This window comes from Microbacterium sp. 22195, assembly GCF_052056515.1.
GTDB lineage: Bacteria > Actinomycetota > Actinomycetes > Actinomycetales > Microbacteriaceae > Microbacterium.
This window is the reverse complement of the sequence record NZ_JBQEPE010000001.1, coordinates 412949-431048: the sequence shown is the minus strand read 5'-3', so window position 1 is coordinate 431048 and position 18100 is coordinate 412949. Positions and strand designations below refer to the sequence as shown.

Below are 18100 nucleotides of genomic sequence, written 5' to 3'. Positions count from 1 at the left end.
ACGCGGCGTTGCGTGAGGGGGAAACCGGGAATCCGGGAAGCCTTCAGCGATTATAGGTCATCGAACAATGCCGCGCCCTCGGGGTGCGCGACGCCCAGATGACGGTATGCCTCGGGCATCGCGATGCGCCCGCGCGGTGTGCGGCCCAGGAATCCGATGCGCACGAGGTACGGCTCGACGACGCTCTCCACCGTCTCGGCCTCCTCGCCGACCGCGACGGCGAGGGTGCTCAGGCCCACGGGGCCGCCGCGGAAGCGCCGCACCAGGGCATGCAGCACCGCACGGTCCAGCCGATCGAGCCCGATCGCGTCCACGTCGTACAGGTCGAGTGCCGAGCGCACGTCGCCGATCGACGCGGATGACCCGGAGCCGTGCACCAGCGCGTAGTCGCGCACCCGGCGCAGCAGGCGGTTGGCGATGCGGGGCGTGCCGCGGGAGCGCCGCGCGATCTCGGCCAGCGAGTCCGCGGGCAGCGCCACGCCGAGCACGTTCGCGGAGCGGGCGATGACCCGCTCGAGGTCGCTGTCGTCGTAGAACTCGAGGTGGCCGGTGAAGCCGAACCTGTCGCGCAGCGGATTGGGCAGCAGGCCCGATCTCGTGGTCGCGCCGACGAGGGTGAAGGGTGCGAGATCCAGCGGGATGCTGGTGGCTCCGGCGCCCTTGCCGACCATGATGTCGATGCGGAAGTCCTCCATCGCCAGATACAGCATCTCCTCGGCGGAGCGCGCCATGCGGTGGATCTCGTCGATGAACAGCACCTCACCCGGCGTGAGGCTCGACAGCAGCGCGGCCAGGTCGCCGGCGTGCTGGATGGCAGGGCCGCTGCTGAGCCGCAGGGGGCGCCCGCTCTCGTGCGCGACGATCATCGCGAGAGTCGTCTTGCCCAGGCCCGGAGGGCCTGCGAGCAGGATGTGGTCGGCAGGACGCTCCTGGATGCGGGCGGCCTCCAGCAGGAGCTGCAGCTGGCCGCGCACCTTCGGCTGGCCGACGAACTCGCTCAGGCTGGTGGGGCGCAGAGCGCCCTCGATGGCGAGCTCGGTCTCGTCCAGCGCCTCGCCGGCGTCGCGATGATCCTCAGCCACGCTTCGCTCCCGGCCCCATCGCGGCGAGCGTTCGCCTCAGCAGTGCGGGAACGGACTCCCGCTCGGCATCCGTCGCCTTCTCGGCGGACTCGACCGCCGCCTCTGCGGCGACCTTCTCCGACCAGCCGAGCCCGACGAGTGCCGCGGCCACCTGGTCGACGACCGCCGTGCTCGCGGATGCCGACGGCGCGCTGGCGACGCGCGCCTGCACCTTGCCCGCCAGCTGCACCACGATGAGCTTCGCGGTCTTCGGGCCGATGCCCGAGACGCGTCGGAACGGGGCGTCGTCCTCCGCTGTGACGGCCTCGGCGATCTGATCGACAGTGAGGTGCGAGAGCACGCCGAGCGCGGACTTCGGACCGACGCCGGTCACGCTCAGCAGCAGGCCGAAGATCTCCAGCTCGTCGCGGTCTCCGAAACCGTACAGGGTCAGCGCGTCCTCGCGCACGATCAGGCTGGTGTGCAGCCGGAGCTGCTCGCCGATCGTGGCGGTGTGCGCGACGTCGGCCGGCACGAAGACCGAGAAGCCGACCCCGCCGGTCTCGATGATGACGTGGTCGGAGGCCGTGTGCAGCACCGTGCCGCGCAGCGAGGAGATCATGCAGCCAGCCTAACGGGCCGATCGTACATTCGTTCGAGCGACACGAGTCGTGCCCCTGGCGCCGCGCTCGGCGTCCGCCCATGCGCGCTGCGCCGGCGTCAGCGAGCCGGACGCCGAGGGCGCGGCGGATCCGCCGCGCCACGCGTGGCAGAGCGCGATGGCCAGGGCATCCGCGGCATCCGCGGGCTGAGGCGGCGCGTCGAGGCGAAGGATCCGCGCGATCATCGACTGCACCTGCTTCTTGTCCGCGGAACCGTAGCCGGTCACGGCGGCCTTCACCTCACTCGGCGTGTGCGTCGCGGCGGGCAGTCCCGCCTCGGCGGCGATGAGCAGTGCCACGCCGGATGCCTGGGCGGTGCCCATCACGGTCTGCACGTTGTGCTGCGCGAACACGCGCTCCACGGCGACGGCGTCCGGGTGGTGGTCCTCGATCACCGCGCGGATGCCGGCGGCGACCGCCGCCAGGCGCACCGGCAGCTCCGCGTCCAGCGGCGTCCGCACCACGCCGACGTGCACCAGCGTTGCGCGTCGCGTGCGGTCGACGTCGACGATGCCGACACCGCACCGGGTGAGGCCGGGGTCGATGCCCAGCACGCGCAGAGAGGTCACTCCCCCAGGCTACGGGCGCAGAACGGCCCCGGGCGCAGGCGCGCCCGGGGCCGTTGCGAAGCTCTTACTCGTCGTCGCTCTCGAGCTCGGCCTGCACCTCGGCGGTCAGGTCGAAGTTGGCGTAGACGTTCTGCACGTCATCGCTGTCCTCGAGCGCGTCGATCAGGCGGAAGATCTTGCGCGCGGTGTCGGCGTCGATCTCCACCTTGAGGTTCGGGACGAACTCGACGTCGGCGGACTCGTAGTCGATGCCCGCCTCCTGCAGAGCGGAGCGCACCGGCACCAGGTCGCTGGCGTCGGTGATCACCTGGAAGCCCTCGGCGTGGTCCTCGATCTCCTCGGCACCGGCCTCGAGAGCGGCCATCATCACATCGTCCTCGGTGGTGCCCTCGGAGCCGACCACGATGACGCCCTTGCGGGTGAAGTTGTAGGCGACCGAACCCGGGTCGGCAAGCGTGCCGCCGTTGCGGCTCAGAGCCGTGCGGACCTCGGCGGCTGCGCGGTTCTTGTTGTCGGTCAGACACTCGATCATCAGGGCCACACCGCCCTGGCCGTAGCCCTCGTACATGATCGAGGTGTACTCGACGGCCTCGCCGCCGATCCCCGCACCGCGCTTGATCGCGCGGTCGATGTTGTCCTTCGGGACGGAAGTCTTCTTGGCCTTGAGCACGGCGTCGAAGAGCGTCGGATTGCCGTCGAGATCGGCGCCGCCGAGCTTGGCCGCGACCTCGATGTTCTTGATGAGCTTGGCCCACGACTTGGCACGGCGCGCGTCGATGACCGCCTTCTTGTGCTTGGTCGTGGCCCACTTGGAATGCCCGGACATATATCTCCGCTCGTCTCGTATGCCCGAAGTCGCCTCCAGGGCATCGTCCATTCTAACGAATCGCGAACGTTCCGCCGTCAGCCCTTCAGACGGGTGCCGCCCGTGCGCCCTCGCGCCGCTGCGACGGCAGCGCTCTCCGGCAGGGCGATCGGCTCGTCCATCGCGGCGTCCGGCGTCCAGTGCGCCCAGCCCTCGTCGAGTGGCCACCCTCCCGGCATCAGGAACTCGGCCGCCGCGTGGTCGGCGATCGCCCGGACGGCATCCGCCTGCACGGCGGTGAAGCGCCCCTGCGCGACCGCCGCGGCGAGCTCGTCGGCATCCTTCAGCCACACGTCCTCCTCCCCTGGATGCCCGGCGTCGATCCAGAGGTCCAGGATGAGGTCGCGCGAGAAGATTCCGGGCGCGCCCGACGTGGGGCGCAGATGAGGCAGCTCCAGATTCACGTACGCGCCTTCGGGCGTCCCATCCGCCGCCCGGAAGAACCACACCGACCAGGGGCGGCCGCTCGGCGCGACGCGCACCACGCCGGGTCCGCGCCAGGTCGACTCGCGGATCTCCCAGGGCACGCTGAACCGCTCCTCGAGCGGGACCTCTCTGGTGGCCCTGCCGTCCGCCGGCACGGATTCCAGCCGGGCGGATCCGGACGGGAGGGCCACCAGGCCGCGGGCGTCGTCCCGGATCACCCGCGCGGTCTCGATGTAGCGTCCGTAGCGCCACAGGATGGGTTCACCGGCGGCGAAGCGCGGCGCCTCTGCCGAGTCTGCGGGCACGGCGTCCGCGAACTCGTCGCCGGCATGAGCTCCCGCGTGCTGATCGAGGAGCAGCTCGACAGCTTCCTCGAGCGGGATGCTCCGCGCGCACAGGGCCTCCCACGCCTCTCCCCTCCTGCCGACGAGGGTGACGGTCCCGCCGCTGGCGCTGACATCCGTGGATCCGAGGGGAAGGCGCATCCGGCCACGCTACCGCCGGCGCCTGCGAACGCCATCAGGCGGGGGCCGGCTGCGGCCCCTGTCGCCGACGGCGGCCTCCGGTTAGGCTCCACGGATGGACATGCTCAAGGGCGAGCAGATCGCCGCCGCTGGACTGACCGACTGGCGCAAACTGGCGCAAGGGCTGCACGCCCGATACCTCGTGGGCGACTACCCATCCGCAGCCCGATTCGTCACGGCGATCGCCGAGGCCGGCGCCCGGATCGGACACCACCCGCGCACCGTGATCGGCGAAGGGCACGTCGATCTGAGGCTCGTCAGCGACGACGCCGTCTACCGTGACAGCGAGGGCGTCGAGCACGTCGTGGAATGGGTGACGCAGAACGATGTGGACCTCGCACGCGCGATCTCCGAGATCGCCGCCGCTCAGGGCATCGCACCCGAACCGGCCGCCGTGTCCGAGGTCGAGCTGGGCCTCGACACCTCCGACTCGGGCAGGATCGCCCCGGTGTGGGCCGCGCTCCTGACGGGCCGTCCCGACTCCCGGGGGCGCGGCACGCCGGGCGACGAGATCAGGGATGCCACCGGTCGCGTGCCGCATCTGTGGTTCGGCGACGTCGACGAGTCGTCGTCGCAGCGATTCCATGTGGAGGTGTACGTGCCGCCGGAGTGCGTCGCGGAGCGCGTCGCAGCGGTCAAGGAAGTGGGCGGTGTCGTCATTGACGACTCGGATGCCCCGGGACTCACCGTGTTCGCGGATCAGGACGGGAACCGCGGCGTGCTGTGCGCGGACACGTCCGCATGGAGCCGTCCGGCAGGCGGCGCCGACGAATCCGGCGCCGCCTGATCCGGCTCAGCTGCGCGCGGCGACCCGGTCCAGGAACCGCTGGTGGAACCGCGGCTCACCGCTCAGCTCCGGATGGAAGCTGATGCCCAGCAGGTTCCCCTGCTCGACGGCCACGACGCGTCCGTCCTCCAGCGACGCCAGGGCGGTGGCATCCGCACCGACCTCCTCCACCACCGGTCCGCGGATGAACGTCGTGTGCACCGGATCGGTGCCGAGCGCGGGGATGTCGAGCTCCGCCTCGAAGGACTCCGTCTGGCGGCCGAAGGCGTTGCGTCTGGTCAGCACGTCCAGCCCGCCGAAGGTCTGCTGGCCCTCGATCGCATCGATCAGGCGGTTCGAGAGCATGATCAGCCCGGCGCAGGTGCCGAGCATCGGCATCCCTTCGCGGATCGCCGCGCGGATCGGCTCCGCCAGATCGAACTGTCGGGACAGCTTGTCGATCACCGTCGACTCGCCGCCGGGGAGGGCCAGACCGTCGACCTGGGCGAACTCCTCCGGACGGCGCACGCGCACGACGTCGGCACCGAGGTGCTCGAGCAGGGCGACGTGCTCGCGCACATCGCCCTGCAGCGCGAGCACGCCGACGCGTGCCGTGGTCACCAGCCCCGCTCGGCGAGACGGTGCGGCGCGGGCAGATCGGCGACGTTGATGCCGACCATGGCCTCGCCGAGGCCACGGGAGACCTCCGCGATCACCTTCGGGTCGTCGTAGAACGTCGTCGCCTTGACGATGGCCTTCGCGCGGGCGACCGGGTCGCCGGACTTGAAGATGCCCGAGCCGACGAACACGCCGTCGGCGCCCAGCTGCATCATCATCGCGGCATCCGCGGGAGTCGCCACGCCGCCCGCCACGAACAGGACGACGGGGAGCTTGCCGGTCTCGGCGATCTCGGACACCAGCTCGTACGGTGCCTGCAGCTCCTTGGCCGCGACGTACAGCTCGTCCTTCGACAGCGCGCCGAGGGCGGCGATCTCGCCGCGGATCTTTCGGATGTGCTTCATGGCCTCGGAGACGTCGCCGGTGCCGGCCTCGCCCTTGGAGCGGATCATCGCCGCCCCCTCGTTGATGCGGCGCAGCGCCTCGCCCAGGTTGGTCGCACCGCAGACGAAGGGAACCGTGAAGCCCCACTTGTCGATGTGGTTGACGTAGTCGGCAGGCGAGAGCACCTCGGACTCGTCGATGTAGTCGACGCCGAGCTCCTGCAGCACCTGCGCCTCGACGAAGTGGCCGATGCGGGCCTTCGCCATGACGGGGATGGAGACCGCGTCGATGATGCTGTCGATCATGTCGGGGTCGCTCATGCGCGAGACGCCGCCCTGGGCGCGGATGTCGGCGGGGACGCGCTCGAGCGCCATGACGGCGACGGCGCCGGCATCCTCGGCGATCTTGGCCTGGTCGGCGGTGACGACGTCCATGATGACGCCGCCCTTCAGCATCTCGGCGAGTCCGCGCTTGACGCGCTGCGAGCCGGTGGTGGGGGTCTGGTCTGCCATCGTGTCTCCTCGGGAAGAAGGTCAGCACAAAAGATTCTTTGGCCTATGTCAAAAGATAGCACCATAGAATCGGCATGTGAGCATGGATATCGCCGGGACGACCGCTGCGGAGATCGCCGACAGCGTGCGGGCGCTGCGCGAGCGCGGGATGCTGCGCCCGGGCGATGCGCTCCCCCCTGTGCGCGAGCTCGCCGGCCTCCTCGGCGTCAACCGCAACACCGCCGTCGCCGCCTACCGTCAGCTCGCGCAGGCCGGCCTGGTGATCTCGAAGGGCCGTGGCGGAACGCTGATCGCCGGCGCCGCGCACGTGGCGCAGGAGGGCATCGCCGCCGACACCGTGCTGCAGGACATCGGCTCGGGAAACCCCGACCCACGGCTCATCCCCGACCCGACCGCTGCGCTCGCCGGCATCGTCGGGCGGCCCGTCCTCTACGGCGAACCGGTCATCGATCCCGGCCTCGAGCAGTGGGCTCGAGAGTGGATGCTCGCCGACCTGCCCCGTGACGACCTGCGCATCACCGTGACCAGCGGCGCGGTCGACGCCGTCGAGCGGCTGCTGGCCCAGGCGCTCATGCGCGACGACGCCGTGGCGCTGGAGGACCCCTGCTTCCTCGCCAGCATCCACACCGTCCGGCTCGGGGGCTACCGGGCGGTGCCCATGCCCGTCGACGCGGAGGGGATGACGGTCGAGGGCCTTCAGGCGGCGCTGGATGCGGGGGTCCGCGCGATCATCAGCACCCCGCGCGCGCAGAACCCCACCGGGGTGAGCCTCTCCCCCGCCCGCGCCGAGGCGCTGCGCGAGGTGCTCCGCCCGCATCCGTACGTGCTGATCATCGAGGACGATCACTTCTCGATGCTGTCGGCGCACCCGTACGCCTCACTGATCGGCCCGGAGCACCGGCGCTATGCGCTGCTGCGCTCGGTGTCGAAGTTCCTCGGGCCGGACATGTGCCTGGCGCTCGCCGCGACGGATCCCACGACCGCCGAGCGGCTCGCGATGCGGCTGAATCCCGGCACCACCTGGGTCAGCCACCTGCTGCAGCGCCTCGCCCACGCGCAGCTCGCGGATGCCGGTGTGCGCACGCGGATCGCAGAGGCCGCAGCGCACTATGCGGCGCGCAACGGCGCGTTCGTCTCCGCCCTCGCCGAGCGCGGCATCGAGACCGCCTCCTCTGACGGGCTCAGCCTCTGGGTGCGGCTCGCGGTACCCGCACGGACGGCGGCCGAGCGGCTGATGCGCCGCGGCTGGCTGGTGCGCACGGGCGACGAGTTCCGCATCGATGAGGCATCCCCTGCATCCGACCATCTGCGCCTGACGGTGCACGATCTCAGCGCCGCGGACACCGCCCGTCTGCTCGACGACCTCGAGGGCGCCGCGCGCTGAGGGCCATCGCGGCGGGTGAGAGGATGGCAGGATGAAGATCCTCTCGATCCAGTCGGCCGTCGCGCACGGCCACGTCGGCAACTCGGCCGCCGTCTTCCCGCTGCAGCGCATCGGCGTCGAGGTGCTGCCGGTCTACACCGTCAACTTCTCCAACCACACCGGCTACGGCGCCTGGCGCGGACCGATGATCGCGCCGGACGACGTGCGCGAGGTCATCACCGGCATCGAGGAGCGCGGCGTGCTGCCGCAGATCGACGCCGTGCTCAGCGGCTACCAGGGCGGCGAGGGCATCGCCGACGTCATCATCGAGGCGGTCGCGAAGGTCAAGGCGGCGAACCCGGATGCCGTGTACGCCTGCGACCCGGTGATGGGCAACGCGAAGTCCGGATGCTTCGTCGCACCGGCCATCCCTGAGCTGCTCCGTGACAGGGTGGTGCCGGTCGCCGACATCATCACGCCCAACCAGTTCGAGCTGGGCTACCTGACCCGGACCGAGCCCGGCGACCTGGAGTCCACGCTGGCGTCGGTCGACGCCGCGATGGCGATGGGTCCGTCCGTCGTGCTGGTGACCTCGGTCGAGCGCCCCGACCGCGAGGAGGGCACCATCGAGATGCTTGCGGTGGACGGGAAGGGCGCCTGGCTGGTCTCGACGCCCCGGCTGCCGATGAAGGCCAACGGCTCCGGCGATGTCACTGCGGCGCTGTTCACCGCGCACTACGTCGAGACCGGTGACGCCAAGGTCGCACTGGAGCGCACCGTGTCGAGCGTCTTCGACCTGCTGCAGAACACGCTCGACTCGGGCGAGCGCGAGCTGCAGCTCGTCGAGTCGCAGGAGGCGTACGCGAACCCGCGCCTGCAGTTCACCGCGTACCAGGTGCGCTGAGCGGGATCAGCCGGGGTAGGCCGTCCGGAAGGCGGCCTCCCAGGCCTCCTTGTCCGCAGGACAGAGGTACGAGGCGCTGAACACCGACATCGAGGCGATGTTGCGCTCGTACAGCGCGGCCTGGTCCGCCGTGGCGTCCTTCGGGATCAGCTGGGCCGCCAACGGGGATGAGGCGATCAGCTTCTTCAAGGTGGTCCCATCGACCCTGTGCTGGTTCAGGATGCCGGTCTCGCAGGTGTCCGACCCCAGAGCCAGCAGAACCGTCTCGCTCCGATCGTCCCAGACTCCGCCTTTGGACTCGGTCCACTCCTTCTGCGCCTGCACCAGCGTCCGCTGTGCCTCGGTCGTGGCCTTGAGCGGTCCGTTCCCCGTGAAGCCCTGTTCGGCGAAGAACGCGTCGCGCTCGGCGAAGGCATCCGCCAGCTTCGGGTCACCGGCGTCGACCCCCGCCGTGCGCTCGGGCACGGGTGAAGCGGATGCCGAAGGCGTGGCCTTCTCCATGGGCTTCGACTCCGTGGTCGTCGCCTGCGAGCATCCCGTCATGACGACGAGAGCCACCGCGCTGCAGGCGACGACTGCCGCCACCCGCAGAACAGGCATCGAACTGCGAACCGCACCGTTCATCTTTTCCCCCCGAGGAACTGTGCGTTCAGTCTCGCAGAGGCGGCGTTCCGAGGAATCAGTTATCCACAGGCCAGGCGTGCGCGACCGCTTCGCGGACCTCGCCGAGCAGCTGCGGCAGCGCCTTGGTCTTCGCGATGATCGGGAAGAAGTTCGCGTCCGACGTCCACCGCGGCACGATGTGCTGGTGCAGGTGCGCGTCGACGCCGGCGCCGGCGACCGCGCCCTGGTTCATTCCCAGGTTGAAGCCGTCGCAGTTCGAGACCTCGCGCAGCACGCGCATGCCGGTCTGCGTGAGCGCGCCGATCTCCGCGACCTCTTCGGGTGTGGCCTGGTCGTAGGTCGCGATGTGGCGATACGGGCACACCAGCAGGTGTCCGGAGTTGTACGGGAACAGGTTCAGCAGAACGTAGGCCGTCTCTCCGCGGGCGACGATGAGCCGCTCGGCATCCGGATGCTTCGGTGCCTCGCAGAACGGGCAGTCCTCGCGCAGCGCCTCGGGGCCGGCCTGGATGTACGCCATCCGGTGCGGGGTCCACAGCCGCTGGAACTCGTCCGGGACACCGGCGAGGTGGCCGCCGTCCTCGACGGCCACCTCGTGCTCGGGCGTGAAGGTCACGCGAGATCCTCGGAGGTCATCACCCGCGCATGGGACGCGATCGCTCCGCGGATGCGGGCGACGGCATCCGCGATCGGCACGCCGTTCTCCTGCGAGCCGTCGCGGAAGCGGAACGAAACCGTGCCGGCCGCACGGTCCTGCTCACCGGCGATCAGGATCACGGGCACCTTGGCCGTGGTGTGGTTGCGGATCTTTTTCTGCATCCGATCGTCGGAGTGATCCACTTCGGCGCGCACGCCTTCGGCCTTCAGCAGGCCGACGACCTCGTCCAGGTAGTCGCCGAACGCGTCGGCGACCGGGACGCCCACGACCTGCATCGGTGCGAGCCACAGCGGGAAGTCGCCCGCGTAGTGCTCGAGCAGGATCGCGAAGAACCGCTCCACCGATCCGAGCAGCGCGCGGTGGATCATCACCGGACGGTGCTTCTGCCCGTCGGGGCCGGTGTACTCCAGCTCGAAGCGCTCCGGCTGGTTGAAGTCCAGCTGGATGGTCGACATCTGCCAGGTGCGGCCGATGGCGTCCCGCGCCTGAACCGAGATCTTCGGGCCGTAGAAGGCTGCGCCACCCGGGTCCGCGACCAGTTCGAGGCCGGACTCCAGAGCGACCTCGCGCAGCGTGTCGATCGCAGTGGTCCACTGCTCGGGCTCGCCGAGGAACTTCGGGTTGCCCTCCTCGTTGGTCGAGAGCTCCAGGTAGAAGTCGTTCAGCCCGTAGTCGCGCAGCAGTTCGAGCACCAGGTTGAGGTTGGTGGTCAGCTCCTCGCGCACCTGGTCCTGCGCGACGTAGATGTGCGCGTCGTCCTGGGTCAGGCCACGCACGCGGGTGAGGCCCGAGAGCGTGCCGCTCTTCTCGTACCGGTAGACGGTGCCGAACTCCGCCAGGCGCAGCGGCAGCTCGCGGTAGCTGCGTCCACGGGCCCGATAGATCAGGTTGTGGAACGGGCAGTTCATGGGCTTCAGGTAGTAGTCCTGCCCCTGACGGGTGACGTTGCCCTCCTCGTCGACCACCTCGTCGAGGTGCATCGGCGGGAACATGCCTTCGGCGTAGGTCTGCAGATGACCGGAGGTCATGAACAGATCCTTCTTGGTGATGTGCGGACTGTTCACCACGTCGTAGCCGTTGCGCAGCAGATGACGACGCAGGTTCTCCTCGATCTCGTAGCGGATGATCCCGCCCTTGGGGTGGAAGACCGCCAGTCCGGAACCGATCTCGTCCGGGAAGGAGAACAGGTCCATCTCGACGCCGAGCTTGCGGTGGTCGCGGCGCTCGGCCTCGGCGAGGCGCTCCTGGTAGGCGCGCAGCTCCTCCTTGCTGGGCCACGCGGTGCCGTAGATCCGCTGCAGCTGCGGGTTCTTCTCGCTGCCGCGCCAGTAGGCGGCGGCCACGCGGGTGAGATCCCAGCCGTTGCCGAGCATGCGGGTGCTGGGCACGTGCGGGCCGCGGCAGAGGTCCTTCCAGGCCACCTCGCCGTCCTTGGTGACGTTGTCGTAGATGGTCAGCTCGCCGGCTCCGACCTCGACGGATGCTCCGTCCGCGGCGTCCGCGCCGGAGCCGGGGCCGCCGGCCAGGTCGATCAGCTCGAGCTTGAAGGGCTCGTTCGCGAGCTCTGCGCGCGCCTCATTCTCGGTGACGACGCGGCGGGTGAAGCGCTGGCCGTCGCGGACGATGCGCTGCATCTCCTTCGAGATGGCCTTGAGGTCCTCGGGCGTGAAGGGCTCGTCGACGCCGAAGTCGTAGTAGAAGCCGTCGGTGATGAACGGGCCGATGCCCAGGTTCGCGGCAGGACGGATGCGCTGCACGGCCTGCGCGAGCACGTGCGCGGTGGAGTGGCGCAGGATGTCGAGGCCTGCGGGGCTGTCGATGGTGACCGGCTCGACGACGTCGTTCTCGGTGACGGTCGCTGCGAGGTCCTTGAGCACGCCGTTCACGCGCATGGCGATGACGGATCGGTCGGTGAAGAGTGCGAAGCCGTCGCGCACCTCGGCGCTGGGCTGGGCGATGTCTGACACGGGGATTCTCCTGATGGACGAATGGAATGAGACGACTCAGCTTCGGGCGCGACGGCGCCCTGCCCGCTCAGGCGCCAGTAGTTCGCGTGACGACACCGGTGACAGAGGTCACGAGAAGGGTCGACACGGATTCCATGGGAAGAGTCTACGCTGTCGCCCCGAAGCGCTCGGAAACGACGAAACCCCCGGGGGAACCGGGGGTTTCTGTCTGTGCGCGATACTGGGATCGAACCAGTGACCTCTTCCGTGTCAGGGAAGCGCGCTACCGCTGCGCCAATCGCGCCTAGAAGGCTATTAAGTTTTCGCTGAGAGGTGGCGACGGGATTCGAACCCGTGTAAACGGCTTTGCAGGCCGGTGCCTAGCCACTCGGCCACGCCACCAGAGGTGGATTCGAACCCACATGCCAGAACCCCTGGCTGGGGCTCCTGCACTCGAGCGGATGACGAGACTCGAACTCGCGACCCTCACCTTGGCAAGGTGATGCGCTACCAACTGCGCTACATCCGCAAACTGTTCAGTTTTTCGATCTTACCCGGCGTGCCGGGCACTCGAAATACATTAGCCCAGGTTCAGGCGTTCGCCAAACCGGATGACGCCGTCGGGCGTGTCCGCCGCGCCGCCGCTCGACGCGCCACGCCCGGCCTGCCGACCGATACCGGCACCACCCATCCGATCGGGTATGCTTTTCAATCGTGCCGTTGTGCACACCACAACAGCACAGGGGCGATTGGCGCAGTTGGTAGCGCGCTTCCTTCACACGGAAGAGGTCGTCGGTTCGAGTCCGGCATCGCCCACGCGGATGTAGCGCAGTTGGTAGCGCATAACCTTGCCAAGGTTAGGGTCGCGAGTTCGAGTCTCGTCATCCGCTCCACGTCAGAGGCCCGGGATCGATGATCCCGGGCCTCTCGTCATATCCGGAGGGAGAAACGGCATGACCGCAGGGCACGTCGTCATCACCGGCGCATCGGGACTGATCGGCCGCGCACTCACGGCCTCGCTCCGCGCAGACGGGATCAGGGTCGTGCACCTCGTGCGGCGCGCACCCGCAGGACCGGACGAGGTTCGCTGGCTCGATTCAGGGCATCCGCTCTCCCCCGACGTCCTCGCCGACGCGGACGCGGTGGTCGGCCTGAACGGCGCGAGCATCGGACGTCTGCCGTGGACGCGTGGTTACCGCGAACGACTTCGATCCTCCCGCCTGCTGCCCACGCAGACGCTCGCGGCCTCCCTCCGTGCTCTGGGCGGCGATGCGCCGCCCTTCCTCTCGGCATCCGGTATCGGCTTCTACGGCGACCGCCCCGGCGAGGCGATCGATGAGAGCAGCGCGGTCGGCGACACGTTCCTCGCCGAGCTCTGCGTCGACTGGGAGCGTGCGGCCCGCGACGCCGGGGACGACGTGCGCACCGTGCTGCTGCGCACGGCCCCCGTGCTGCATCCGGAGGGCGTGCTGCGTCCCATGATCCTGCTCACCCGGCTCGGGCTGGGCGGCCCGCTCGGCTCCGGGCGGGACCTCTGGCCGTGGATCTCGCTCGACGACGAGGTGCGCGCCATCCGCCACCTGATCAGCACCCCGGTCGACGGTCCGGTCAACCTGACGGGTCCGACACCCGCGACCTCGGGCGACATCGGTCGTGCGCTCGCCCGCGCGCTGCACCGCCCGTACTGGCTCCCCGCGCCGGCCTGGGCCCTGCGCCTGGCGCTGGGACGCGCGGCGGCCGACTCGCTCATCCTCTCCGACGTCGATGCGACTCCCGGAGCGCTGCTGGACAGCGGCTTCGTCTTCCGCCATCAGACCGCTGCGGATGCCGTGGACTCGGCTCTCCGCTGATCCACGGCATCCGCTGCGCCGGCGACTCCATCTCGTGACGCCGAAGGGGCGTCAGGGACGATTCCGCCCTGGCGCCCCTTCGGACATGCGATCGCGGAGGCCTCAGGCCCGCGTCGTGCGCAGCTCTGCTCGAGCGGGCTGCGGCTCCGAGAAGATCACGACGATGATCACCGTGATCCCGACGACCACGTGGGGAACCCAGGCGTTCGGCGGCGCAGATGCGAAACCGAACAGCCAGGGGGACGCGGCGAGGAAGATGCTGGCGACGACGTCGAACACGAGGTGCACCGGCATCGGGATCAGCTTGACCGGACCCCATTCGTACCGCGTCAGCAGGCTGTAGACGATCAGTCCGACACCCAGGACGATCGGGATCACGACGGCTGGGCCGCCCATGGAGGCGAAGCCGAACAGCCAGGGGGCGAGGATCAGGGCGATGCCGACGAGATAGTCGAGAACGCCGTGGACTTTCGTGGGGATGAAACGCATGATTCCTCCTCGATCGGATGTGCCGCGGACAGCGGCTCACTGAGGGTTCGTCGCCCTGGACCGATCGGATTGGATGCCTGCGAATGCGGCCCGCTCCTCAGGCCTTCGCCCAGCCGTACCTGCGGATGAGCGCCTCGGCCACGCGACCGTAGCGCCCCTTGTCCAGGACGGCGGCCTCACGCCGCATCCCCTCGTCGTGCACGCTGTACAGCTGCTCGATGTCCACCCACGATTCACGGCCCTGCGAGTCCCAGTCGCCGGACCCGATGGAAAGGAAGTCCCGGTCGCCGTCGTGGGCCTTGCTGGTCATGCGGACGGCGTACACGCGATCCGCGGACTGCCTTCCGATGACCAGCACGGGACGATCCTTGCCGCGCCCGTCGTTCTCCTGGTAGGGCACCCAGGTCCAGATCACCTCGCCGGAGTCCGGCTGACCGTTCCGGGAGGGCGAGTATCCGACGCTCACATCGCCGACCCGCTCGGGATCGACCTCGATCGTCTCGGAACCGCGCGTCCGTCCCGGTGAGGCCGGGTCGGCCCTACGGGACGACCCGGCAGGGGACGAACCGGCGCCGGCCCGCCCATCGGGGCGGAGCACGGCGTCCGGATGCCGCGGGCGCGCGGGCTGCTTCGGGTCCTCCTTGGCCAGAAGCCGGCCCACGAGATCCGCGAGGACGGACAGGATGCGCTGAGTGGAGCTCACCCCCACACCCTAGCCGCGACTCATTCGACCAGCGCGTAGCCCTCTTCACCGTGCACGAAGGTGTCGACGCCCGCGACCTCGGCCTCCTTCGTGACCCGGAAGCCGATGGTCTTCTCGATCACGAATCCGATCGCCAGCGACACCAGGAACGAGTACACCAGCACTCCCCCGGCGGCGATGATCTGCACCGCCAGCAGCCGCAGGTCGCCGCCGGTGAACAGCCCCTGCCCGGTCGCGAAGAAGCCCAGGTACACCGTGCCCAGCACGCCGCCGACCAGGTGCAGGCCCACGACGTCGAGCGAGTCGTCGAAGCCGAGACGGAACTTGAGCTCCACGGCCAGTGCGCACGCGGCACCGGAGAGCAGGCCCAGCAGGAGCGACCACCCGGGCGTGAGGTTCGCGCAGGCCGGCGTGATCGCGACGAGTCCTGCGACGAGCCCCGAGACGGCGCCCACCGACGTCGGCTTGCCGTCACGGAGCTTCTCGATGAGGATCCAGCCCAGGATGCCCGCGGCCGACGCGCCCAGGGTGTTCACCGCGATCAGACCGACGTGCCCCATCCCCGGCGACAGCCACTCGGCACCGGCGTTGAAGCCGAACCATCCGAACCACAGCAGCGCGGCGCCCAGCAGCGTCAGCGGCACGTTGTGCGGCTTCTGGATGCCCTTGCCGAAGCCGATGCGCTTGCCCAGCACCAGGGCCAGTGCGAGGGCGGCGGCACCGGCGTTGATGTGCACGGCCGTGCCGCCCGCGTAGTCGATCACCGCGATCCCGCTGTCCTTGCCGAACAGGGTCGTGCCCAGGTGCATGATCCAGCCGCCGCCCCAGACCCAGGCTGCGATCGGGAAGTAGCCGATCGTGCCGAAGACGCCCACGAAGATCAGCCACGGACCGAATCGCGCACGGTCCGCGATGGCTCCGGAGATCAGCGCGACGGTGATGATCGCGAAGGTGGCCCCGTACGCGACGCTCAGCAGCGCGGCGTTGGCTCCGGAACCCGAGGCGGCTTCCGCGAGCCCGAAGTCCTTGAAGGGATCACCCGCGAACTGGCCGGGCCCGTCGACACTGCTCATCGAGTAGCCGTACAGCATCCACAGCACGGCGATGAGCCCGATCGCGCCGAAGCTCATCATCATCATGCTGATGACGCTCTTCGCCCGCACCAGGCCACCGTAGAAGAACGCCACGCCCGGGGTCATCAGTAGCACGAGTGCCGTGGCGGTGAGCGCCCACGTGATGTTGCCGGTGGAGTCCATGTCCGCACCCTTCTCTCTTCGTCGGATGAATGAAGTCTGTGCGCGACGTGTTTCGATCTCGCGTGCTGCGTGTTGCGGGCGTGTTACAGCGGACGCCCCCAGATGACGATCCGGTTACCGGAAGCAGTTCGGGTATTCTCGAATCCACCTCCGGCCCCCAGGCAGGAGGACGTTTCTCCCGCCTCCCGACGGGAGACCGAGTGAGGAGTCTCGTGTGATCGACCTCGAAAAAGTCAACGGCGACTGGGAGTTCGACCCGGCGCACACCCGGATCGGCTTCTCCGCGAAGCACGCCATGGTCACCACCGTCCGCGGTGCCTTCAACGAGGTCTCCGGACACCTCCATGTCGACACCGAGCACCCGGAGAACTCCTGGGCGAAGGTGACGATGAAGACGGGCAGCGTGGACACGCGTGTGCAGCAGCGCGACGATCACCTGCGCAGCGCGGACTTCTTCGACTCGGAGAAGTGGCCGGAGATCACCTTCGTCAGCACCCATATCGAGGAGGTCGACGATCGCGCGTTCAGCGTCACGGGCGATCTCACCATCCGCGACGTGACCAAGCAGGTCATGATCCCGCTGGCGCTGATCGGCATCGAGACGGGACCCGCGGGCGAGCTCCGCGCCGGCTTCGAGGGCACTCGCCGCCTGAACCGCCGCGACTACGGCCTGGAGTGGAACACGCCCCTCGACTCCGGCGGGGTGCTCGTCTCGGAGAAGATCAACCTCGAGTTCGAGATCTCCGCTGTCAAGACCGCGGGCGACGACGCCTCTGCCGAGGACGGCGAGGACGCCGGCTCCCAGGAGTGACCGCAGGCGCTCCGGCGGGGATCAGTCCTCGCCGGAGCCGCCGCGCACCGAGTGGGTGAGGGCGTTGAGCCTCGAGATCGCCCGCAGGTACTTCTTGCGGTACCCGCCGCCGAGCATCTCCTCCGCGAACACGGTGTCCAGTGACGCGCCTGTGGCCGCGATAGGCAGCTGGGCGTCGTACACGCGGTCCACGAACGCCACGAAACGCAGCGCCTCGGACTGATCAGTGAGCACCTGCACATCGCGCAGGCCCACCAGATCGAGCCCGTCGATCAGGCGGATGTACCGCGAGGGATGCACCTGCGCCAGGTGCCTGATGACATCGGCGAACGCATCGTCCGAGGCCGTGCCCGCTGCGGCGGCATCCGCGACGGCCTTCGCATACTCGGCGTCGTCCAGCACCACCGCGCTGCCGTCGATCGCGCGCTGACGGTAGTCGACCCCGTCGATGCGCAGGGTCTCGAAGCTCTCGGACATCGCGTGGATCTCGCGCAGGAAGTCCTGCGCGGCGAACCGGCCCTCGCCGAGCGCGTTCGGGGGCGTGTTGGAGGTGGCGGCGAGCTTGGTGCCCGAGGCCACCAGCTCCCCCAGCAGGCGAGTCATCACCATCGTGTCGCCGGGATCGTCCAGCTCGAACTCGTCGATGCAGAGCAGGTCGGAGCCGCGCAGCAGATCCACGGTGTTGCGGTAGCCCAGCGCCCCGACCAGGGCGGTGTACTCGATGAACGAGCCGAAGTACTTCCGGCGGGACGGCATCGCGTGGTACACGGACGCCAGCAGGTGCGTCTTCCCGACGCCGAAGCCGCCGTCCAGGTACACGCCCGGCTTCATCGGAGTCTCCTTGGGCGCGCGACGGAACAGCCCGGCCTTCTTCACCGGCTCGCTGCGACCCGCGAAGCGCTGCAGGGTCTCCTTCGCCGCCTCCTGAGACGGATAGGCGTCGTCGGCGCGGTAGCTGTCGAAGGTCGCGGAGTCGAACTGCGGCGGCGGCACGAGGCTGGCGAGCATCTCCGGGCCGGTGACGATCGGCGTGCGCTCGGTGAGGTGCACGACACCCGTGCTCGTCTGCTGGGTCATCACATTCCTGAGGTCAGAAGTCATAGTCTTAC

At 69.3% G+C, this 18100-nt stretch carries 19 protein-coding genes and 5 tRNA genes; 7 read left to right on the top strand and 17 right to left on the bottom strand.

The window, feature by feature from the left end; genetic code table 11:
- Positions 1-50 precede the first annotated feature (50 nt).
- The 5 genes from ruvB to ACTJJ4_RS02110 form a co-directional block, all read right to left on the bottom strand.
- On the bottom strand, positions 51-1082 hold the full coding sequence (ruvB, locus tag ACTJJ4_RS02130; RefSeq protein ID WP_440941812.1) for a Holliday junction branch migration DNA helicase RuvB: 1032 nt from the start codon (positions 1080-1082) through the stop codon (positions 51-53).
- Positions 1075-1683, bottom strand: a complete 609-nt coding sequence (gene ruvA, locus ACTJJ4_RS02125; RefSeq protein ID WP_440941811.1) for a Holliday junction branch migration protein RuvA — start codon at positions 1681-1683, stop codon at positions 1075-1077. Before ruvA ends, ruvB begins: the two co-directional genes overlap by 8 nt.
- A 9-nt stretch (positions 1684-1692) precedes the next feature.
- Positions 1693-2292: a crossover junction endodeoxyribonuclease RuvC gene (gene ruvC, locus ACTJJ4_RS02120; protein WP_292702985.1), complete on the bottom strand. Its 600-nt coding sequence runs from the start codon at positions 2290-2292 to the stop codon at positions 1693-1695.
- A gap of 64 nt (positions 2293-2356) precedes the next feature.
- Positions 2357-3118, bottom strand: coding sequence for a YebC/PmpR family DNA-binding transcriptional regulator (locus ACTJJ4_RS02115; protein WP_285632057.1), 762 nt, complete (start codon positions 3116-3118; stop codon positions 2357-2359).
- Between the two features lie 77 nt (positions 3119-3195).
- The gene (locus ACTJJ4_RS02110) at positions 3196-4068 is read right to left on the bottom strand and encodes a DUF402 domain-containing protein (RefSeq protein ID WP_440941810.1); all 873 of its coding nucleotides are present in this window, start codon (positions 4066-4068) and stop codon (positions 3196-3198) included.
- A gap of 94 nt (positions 4069-4162) precedes the next feature.
- Here ACTJJ4_RS02110 and ACTJJ4_RS02105 point away from each other — a divergent pair, with 94 nt between their 5' ends.
- Complete coding sequence (locus tag ACTJJ4_RS02105; protein ID WP_440941809.1) at positions 4163-4894, top strand: VOC family protein; 732 nt, start codon at positions 4163-4165, stop codon at positions 4892-4894.
- Between the two features lie 6 nt (positions 4895-4900).
- On the opposite strand, the gene pdxT is transcribed toward ACTJJ4_RS02105, so the two are convergent.
- Complete coding sequence (gene pdxT, locus ACTJJ4_RS02100; RefSeq protein WP_440941808.1) at positions 4901-5494, bottom strand: pyridoxal 5'-phosphate synthase glutaminase subunit PdxT; 594 nt, start codon at positions 5492-5494, stop codon at positions 4901-4903.
- Positions 5491-6387, bottom strand: a complete 897-nt coding sequence (pdxS, locus tag ACTJJ4_RS02095; RefSeq protein ID WP_285632048.1) for a pyridoxal 5'-phosphate synthase lyase subunit PdxS — start codon at positions 6385-6387, stop codon at positions 5491-5493. Before pdxS ends, pdxT begins: the two co-directional genes overlap by 4 nt.
- Before the next feature lie 82 nt (positions 6388-6469).
- On the opposite strand from pdxS, the gene ACTJJ4_RS02090 reads away from it, so the two are divergent.
- Positions 6470-7771 carry an aminotransferase class I/II-fold pyridoxal phosphate-dependent enzyme gene (locus ACTJJ4_RS02090; protein ID WP_440942803.1) on the top strand — a complete coding sequence of 434 codons (1302 nt, stop codon included), beginning with the start codon at positions 6470-6472 and terminating at the stop codon, positions 7769-7771.
- Between the two features lie 31 nt (positions 7772-7802).
- Positions 7803-8654 (top strand): pyridoxal kinase PdxY, encoded by an 852-nt coding sequence (gene pdxY / locus ACTJJ4_RS02085; RefSeq protein WP_440941807.1) that lies wholly within the window; start codon positions 7803-7805, stop codon positions 8652-8654.
- Positions 8655-8660: 6 nt separating this feature from the next.
- On the opposite strand, the gene ACTJJ4_RS02080 is transcribed toward pdxY, so the two are convergent.
- From ACTJJ4_RS02080 to ACTJJ4_RS02055, 6 genes are all read right to left on the bottom strand, one after another.
- Positions 8661-9254 (bottom strand): hypothetical protein, encoded by a 594-nt coding sequence (locus tag ACTJJ4_RS02080; protein WP_440941806.1) that lies wholly within the window; start codon positions 9252-9254, stop codon positions 8661-8663.
- Positions 9255-9333: 79 nt separating this feature from the next.
- A complete protein-coding gene (locus ACTJJ4_RS02075) occupies positions 9334-9894 on the bottom strand; it encodes an HIT family protein (protein WP_440941805.1) in 561 nt (186 codons plus the stop codon).
- A complete protein-coding gene (gene thrS / locus ACTJJ4_RS02070; RefSeq protein ID WP_440942802.1) occupies positions 9891-11828 on the bottom strand; it encodes a threonine--tRNA ligase in 1938 nt (645 codons plus the stop codon). The genes ACTJJ4_RS02075 and thrS overlap by 4 nt, the downstream gene beginning before the upstream one ends.
- 286 nt (positions 11829-12114) lie before the next feature.
- A tRNA-Val gene (locus tag ACTJJ4_RS02065) sits at positions 12115-12186 on the bottom strand.
- Positions 12187-12213: 27 nt separating this feature from the next.
- Positions 12214-12284, bottom strand: a tRNA-Cys gene (locus tag ACTJJ4_RS02060).
- Positions 12285-12338: 54 nt separating this feature from the next.
- A tRNA-Gly gene (locus ACTJJ4_RS02055) sits at positions 12339-12411 on the bottom strand.
- A gap of 214 nt (positions 12412-12625) precedes the next feature.
- On the opposite strand from ACTJJ4_RS02055, the gene ACTJJ4_RS02050 reads away from it, so the two are divergent.
- From ACTJJ4_RS02050 to ACTJJ4_RS02040, 3 genes are all read left to right on the top strand, one after another.
- Positions 12626-12698 (top strand) — tRNA-Val (locus ACTJJ4_RS02050).
- Between the two features lies 1 nt (position 12699).
- Positions 12700-12775 (top strand) — tRNA-Gly (locus ACTJJ4_RS02045).
- 60 nt (positions 12776-12835) lie between these two features.
- The gene (locus ACTJJ4_RS02040) at positions 12836-13732 is read left to right on the top strand and encodes a TIGR01777 family oxidoreductase (RefSeq protein WP_440941804.1); all 897 of its coding nucleotides are present in this window, start codon (positions 12836-12838) and stop codon (positions 13730-13732) included.
- Between the two features lie 102 nt (positions 13733-13834).
- Here the strand turns inward: ACTJJ4_RS02040 and ACTJJ4_RS02035 are convergent, their stop codons facing one another.
- From ACTJJ4_RS02035 to ACTJJ4_RS02025, 3 genes are all read right to left on the bottom strand, one after another.
- Complete coding sequence (locus ACTJJ4_RS02035; protein ID WP_440941803.1) at positions 13835-14221, bottom strand: SPW repeat domain-containing protein; 387 nt, start codon at positions 14219-14221, stop codon at positions 13835-13837.
- Positions 14222-14318: 97 nt separating this feature from the next.
- Complete coding sequence (locus tag ACTJJ4_RS02030) at positions 14319-14924, bottom strand: type II toxin-antitoxin system PemK/MazF family toxin (RefSeq protein WP_440941802.1); 606 nt, start codon at positions 14922-14924, stop codon at positions 14319-14321.
- Positions 14925-14944: 20 nt separating this feature from the next.
- Positions 14945-16180: an ammonium transporter gene (locus ACTJJ4_RS02025; protein WP_292702953.1), complete on the bottom strand. Its 1236-nt coding sequence runs from the start codon at positions 16178-16180 to the stop codon at positions 14945-14947.
- A 214-nt stretch (positions 16181-16394) separates the two neighbouring features.
- Between ACTJJ4_RS02025 and ACTJJ4_RS02020 the strand changes: the two genes are divergently transcribed.
- On the top strand, positions 16395-16991 hold the full coding sequence (locus ACTJJ4_RS02020; protein ID WP_440941801.1) for a YceI family protein: 597 nt from the start codon (positions 16395-16397) through the stop codon (positions 16989-16991).
- 21 nt (positions 16992-17012) lie between these two features.
- On the opposite strand, the gene zapE is transcribed toward ACTJJ4_RS02020, so the two are convergent.
- The gene (gene zapE / locus ACTJJ4_RS02015; protein WP_440941800.1) at positions 17013-18068 is read right to left on the bottom strand and encodes a cell division protein ZapE; all 1056 of its coding nucleotides are present in this window, start codon (positions 18066-18068) and stop codon (positions 17013-17015) included.
- Positions 18069-18100: the final 32 nt, after the last annotated feature.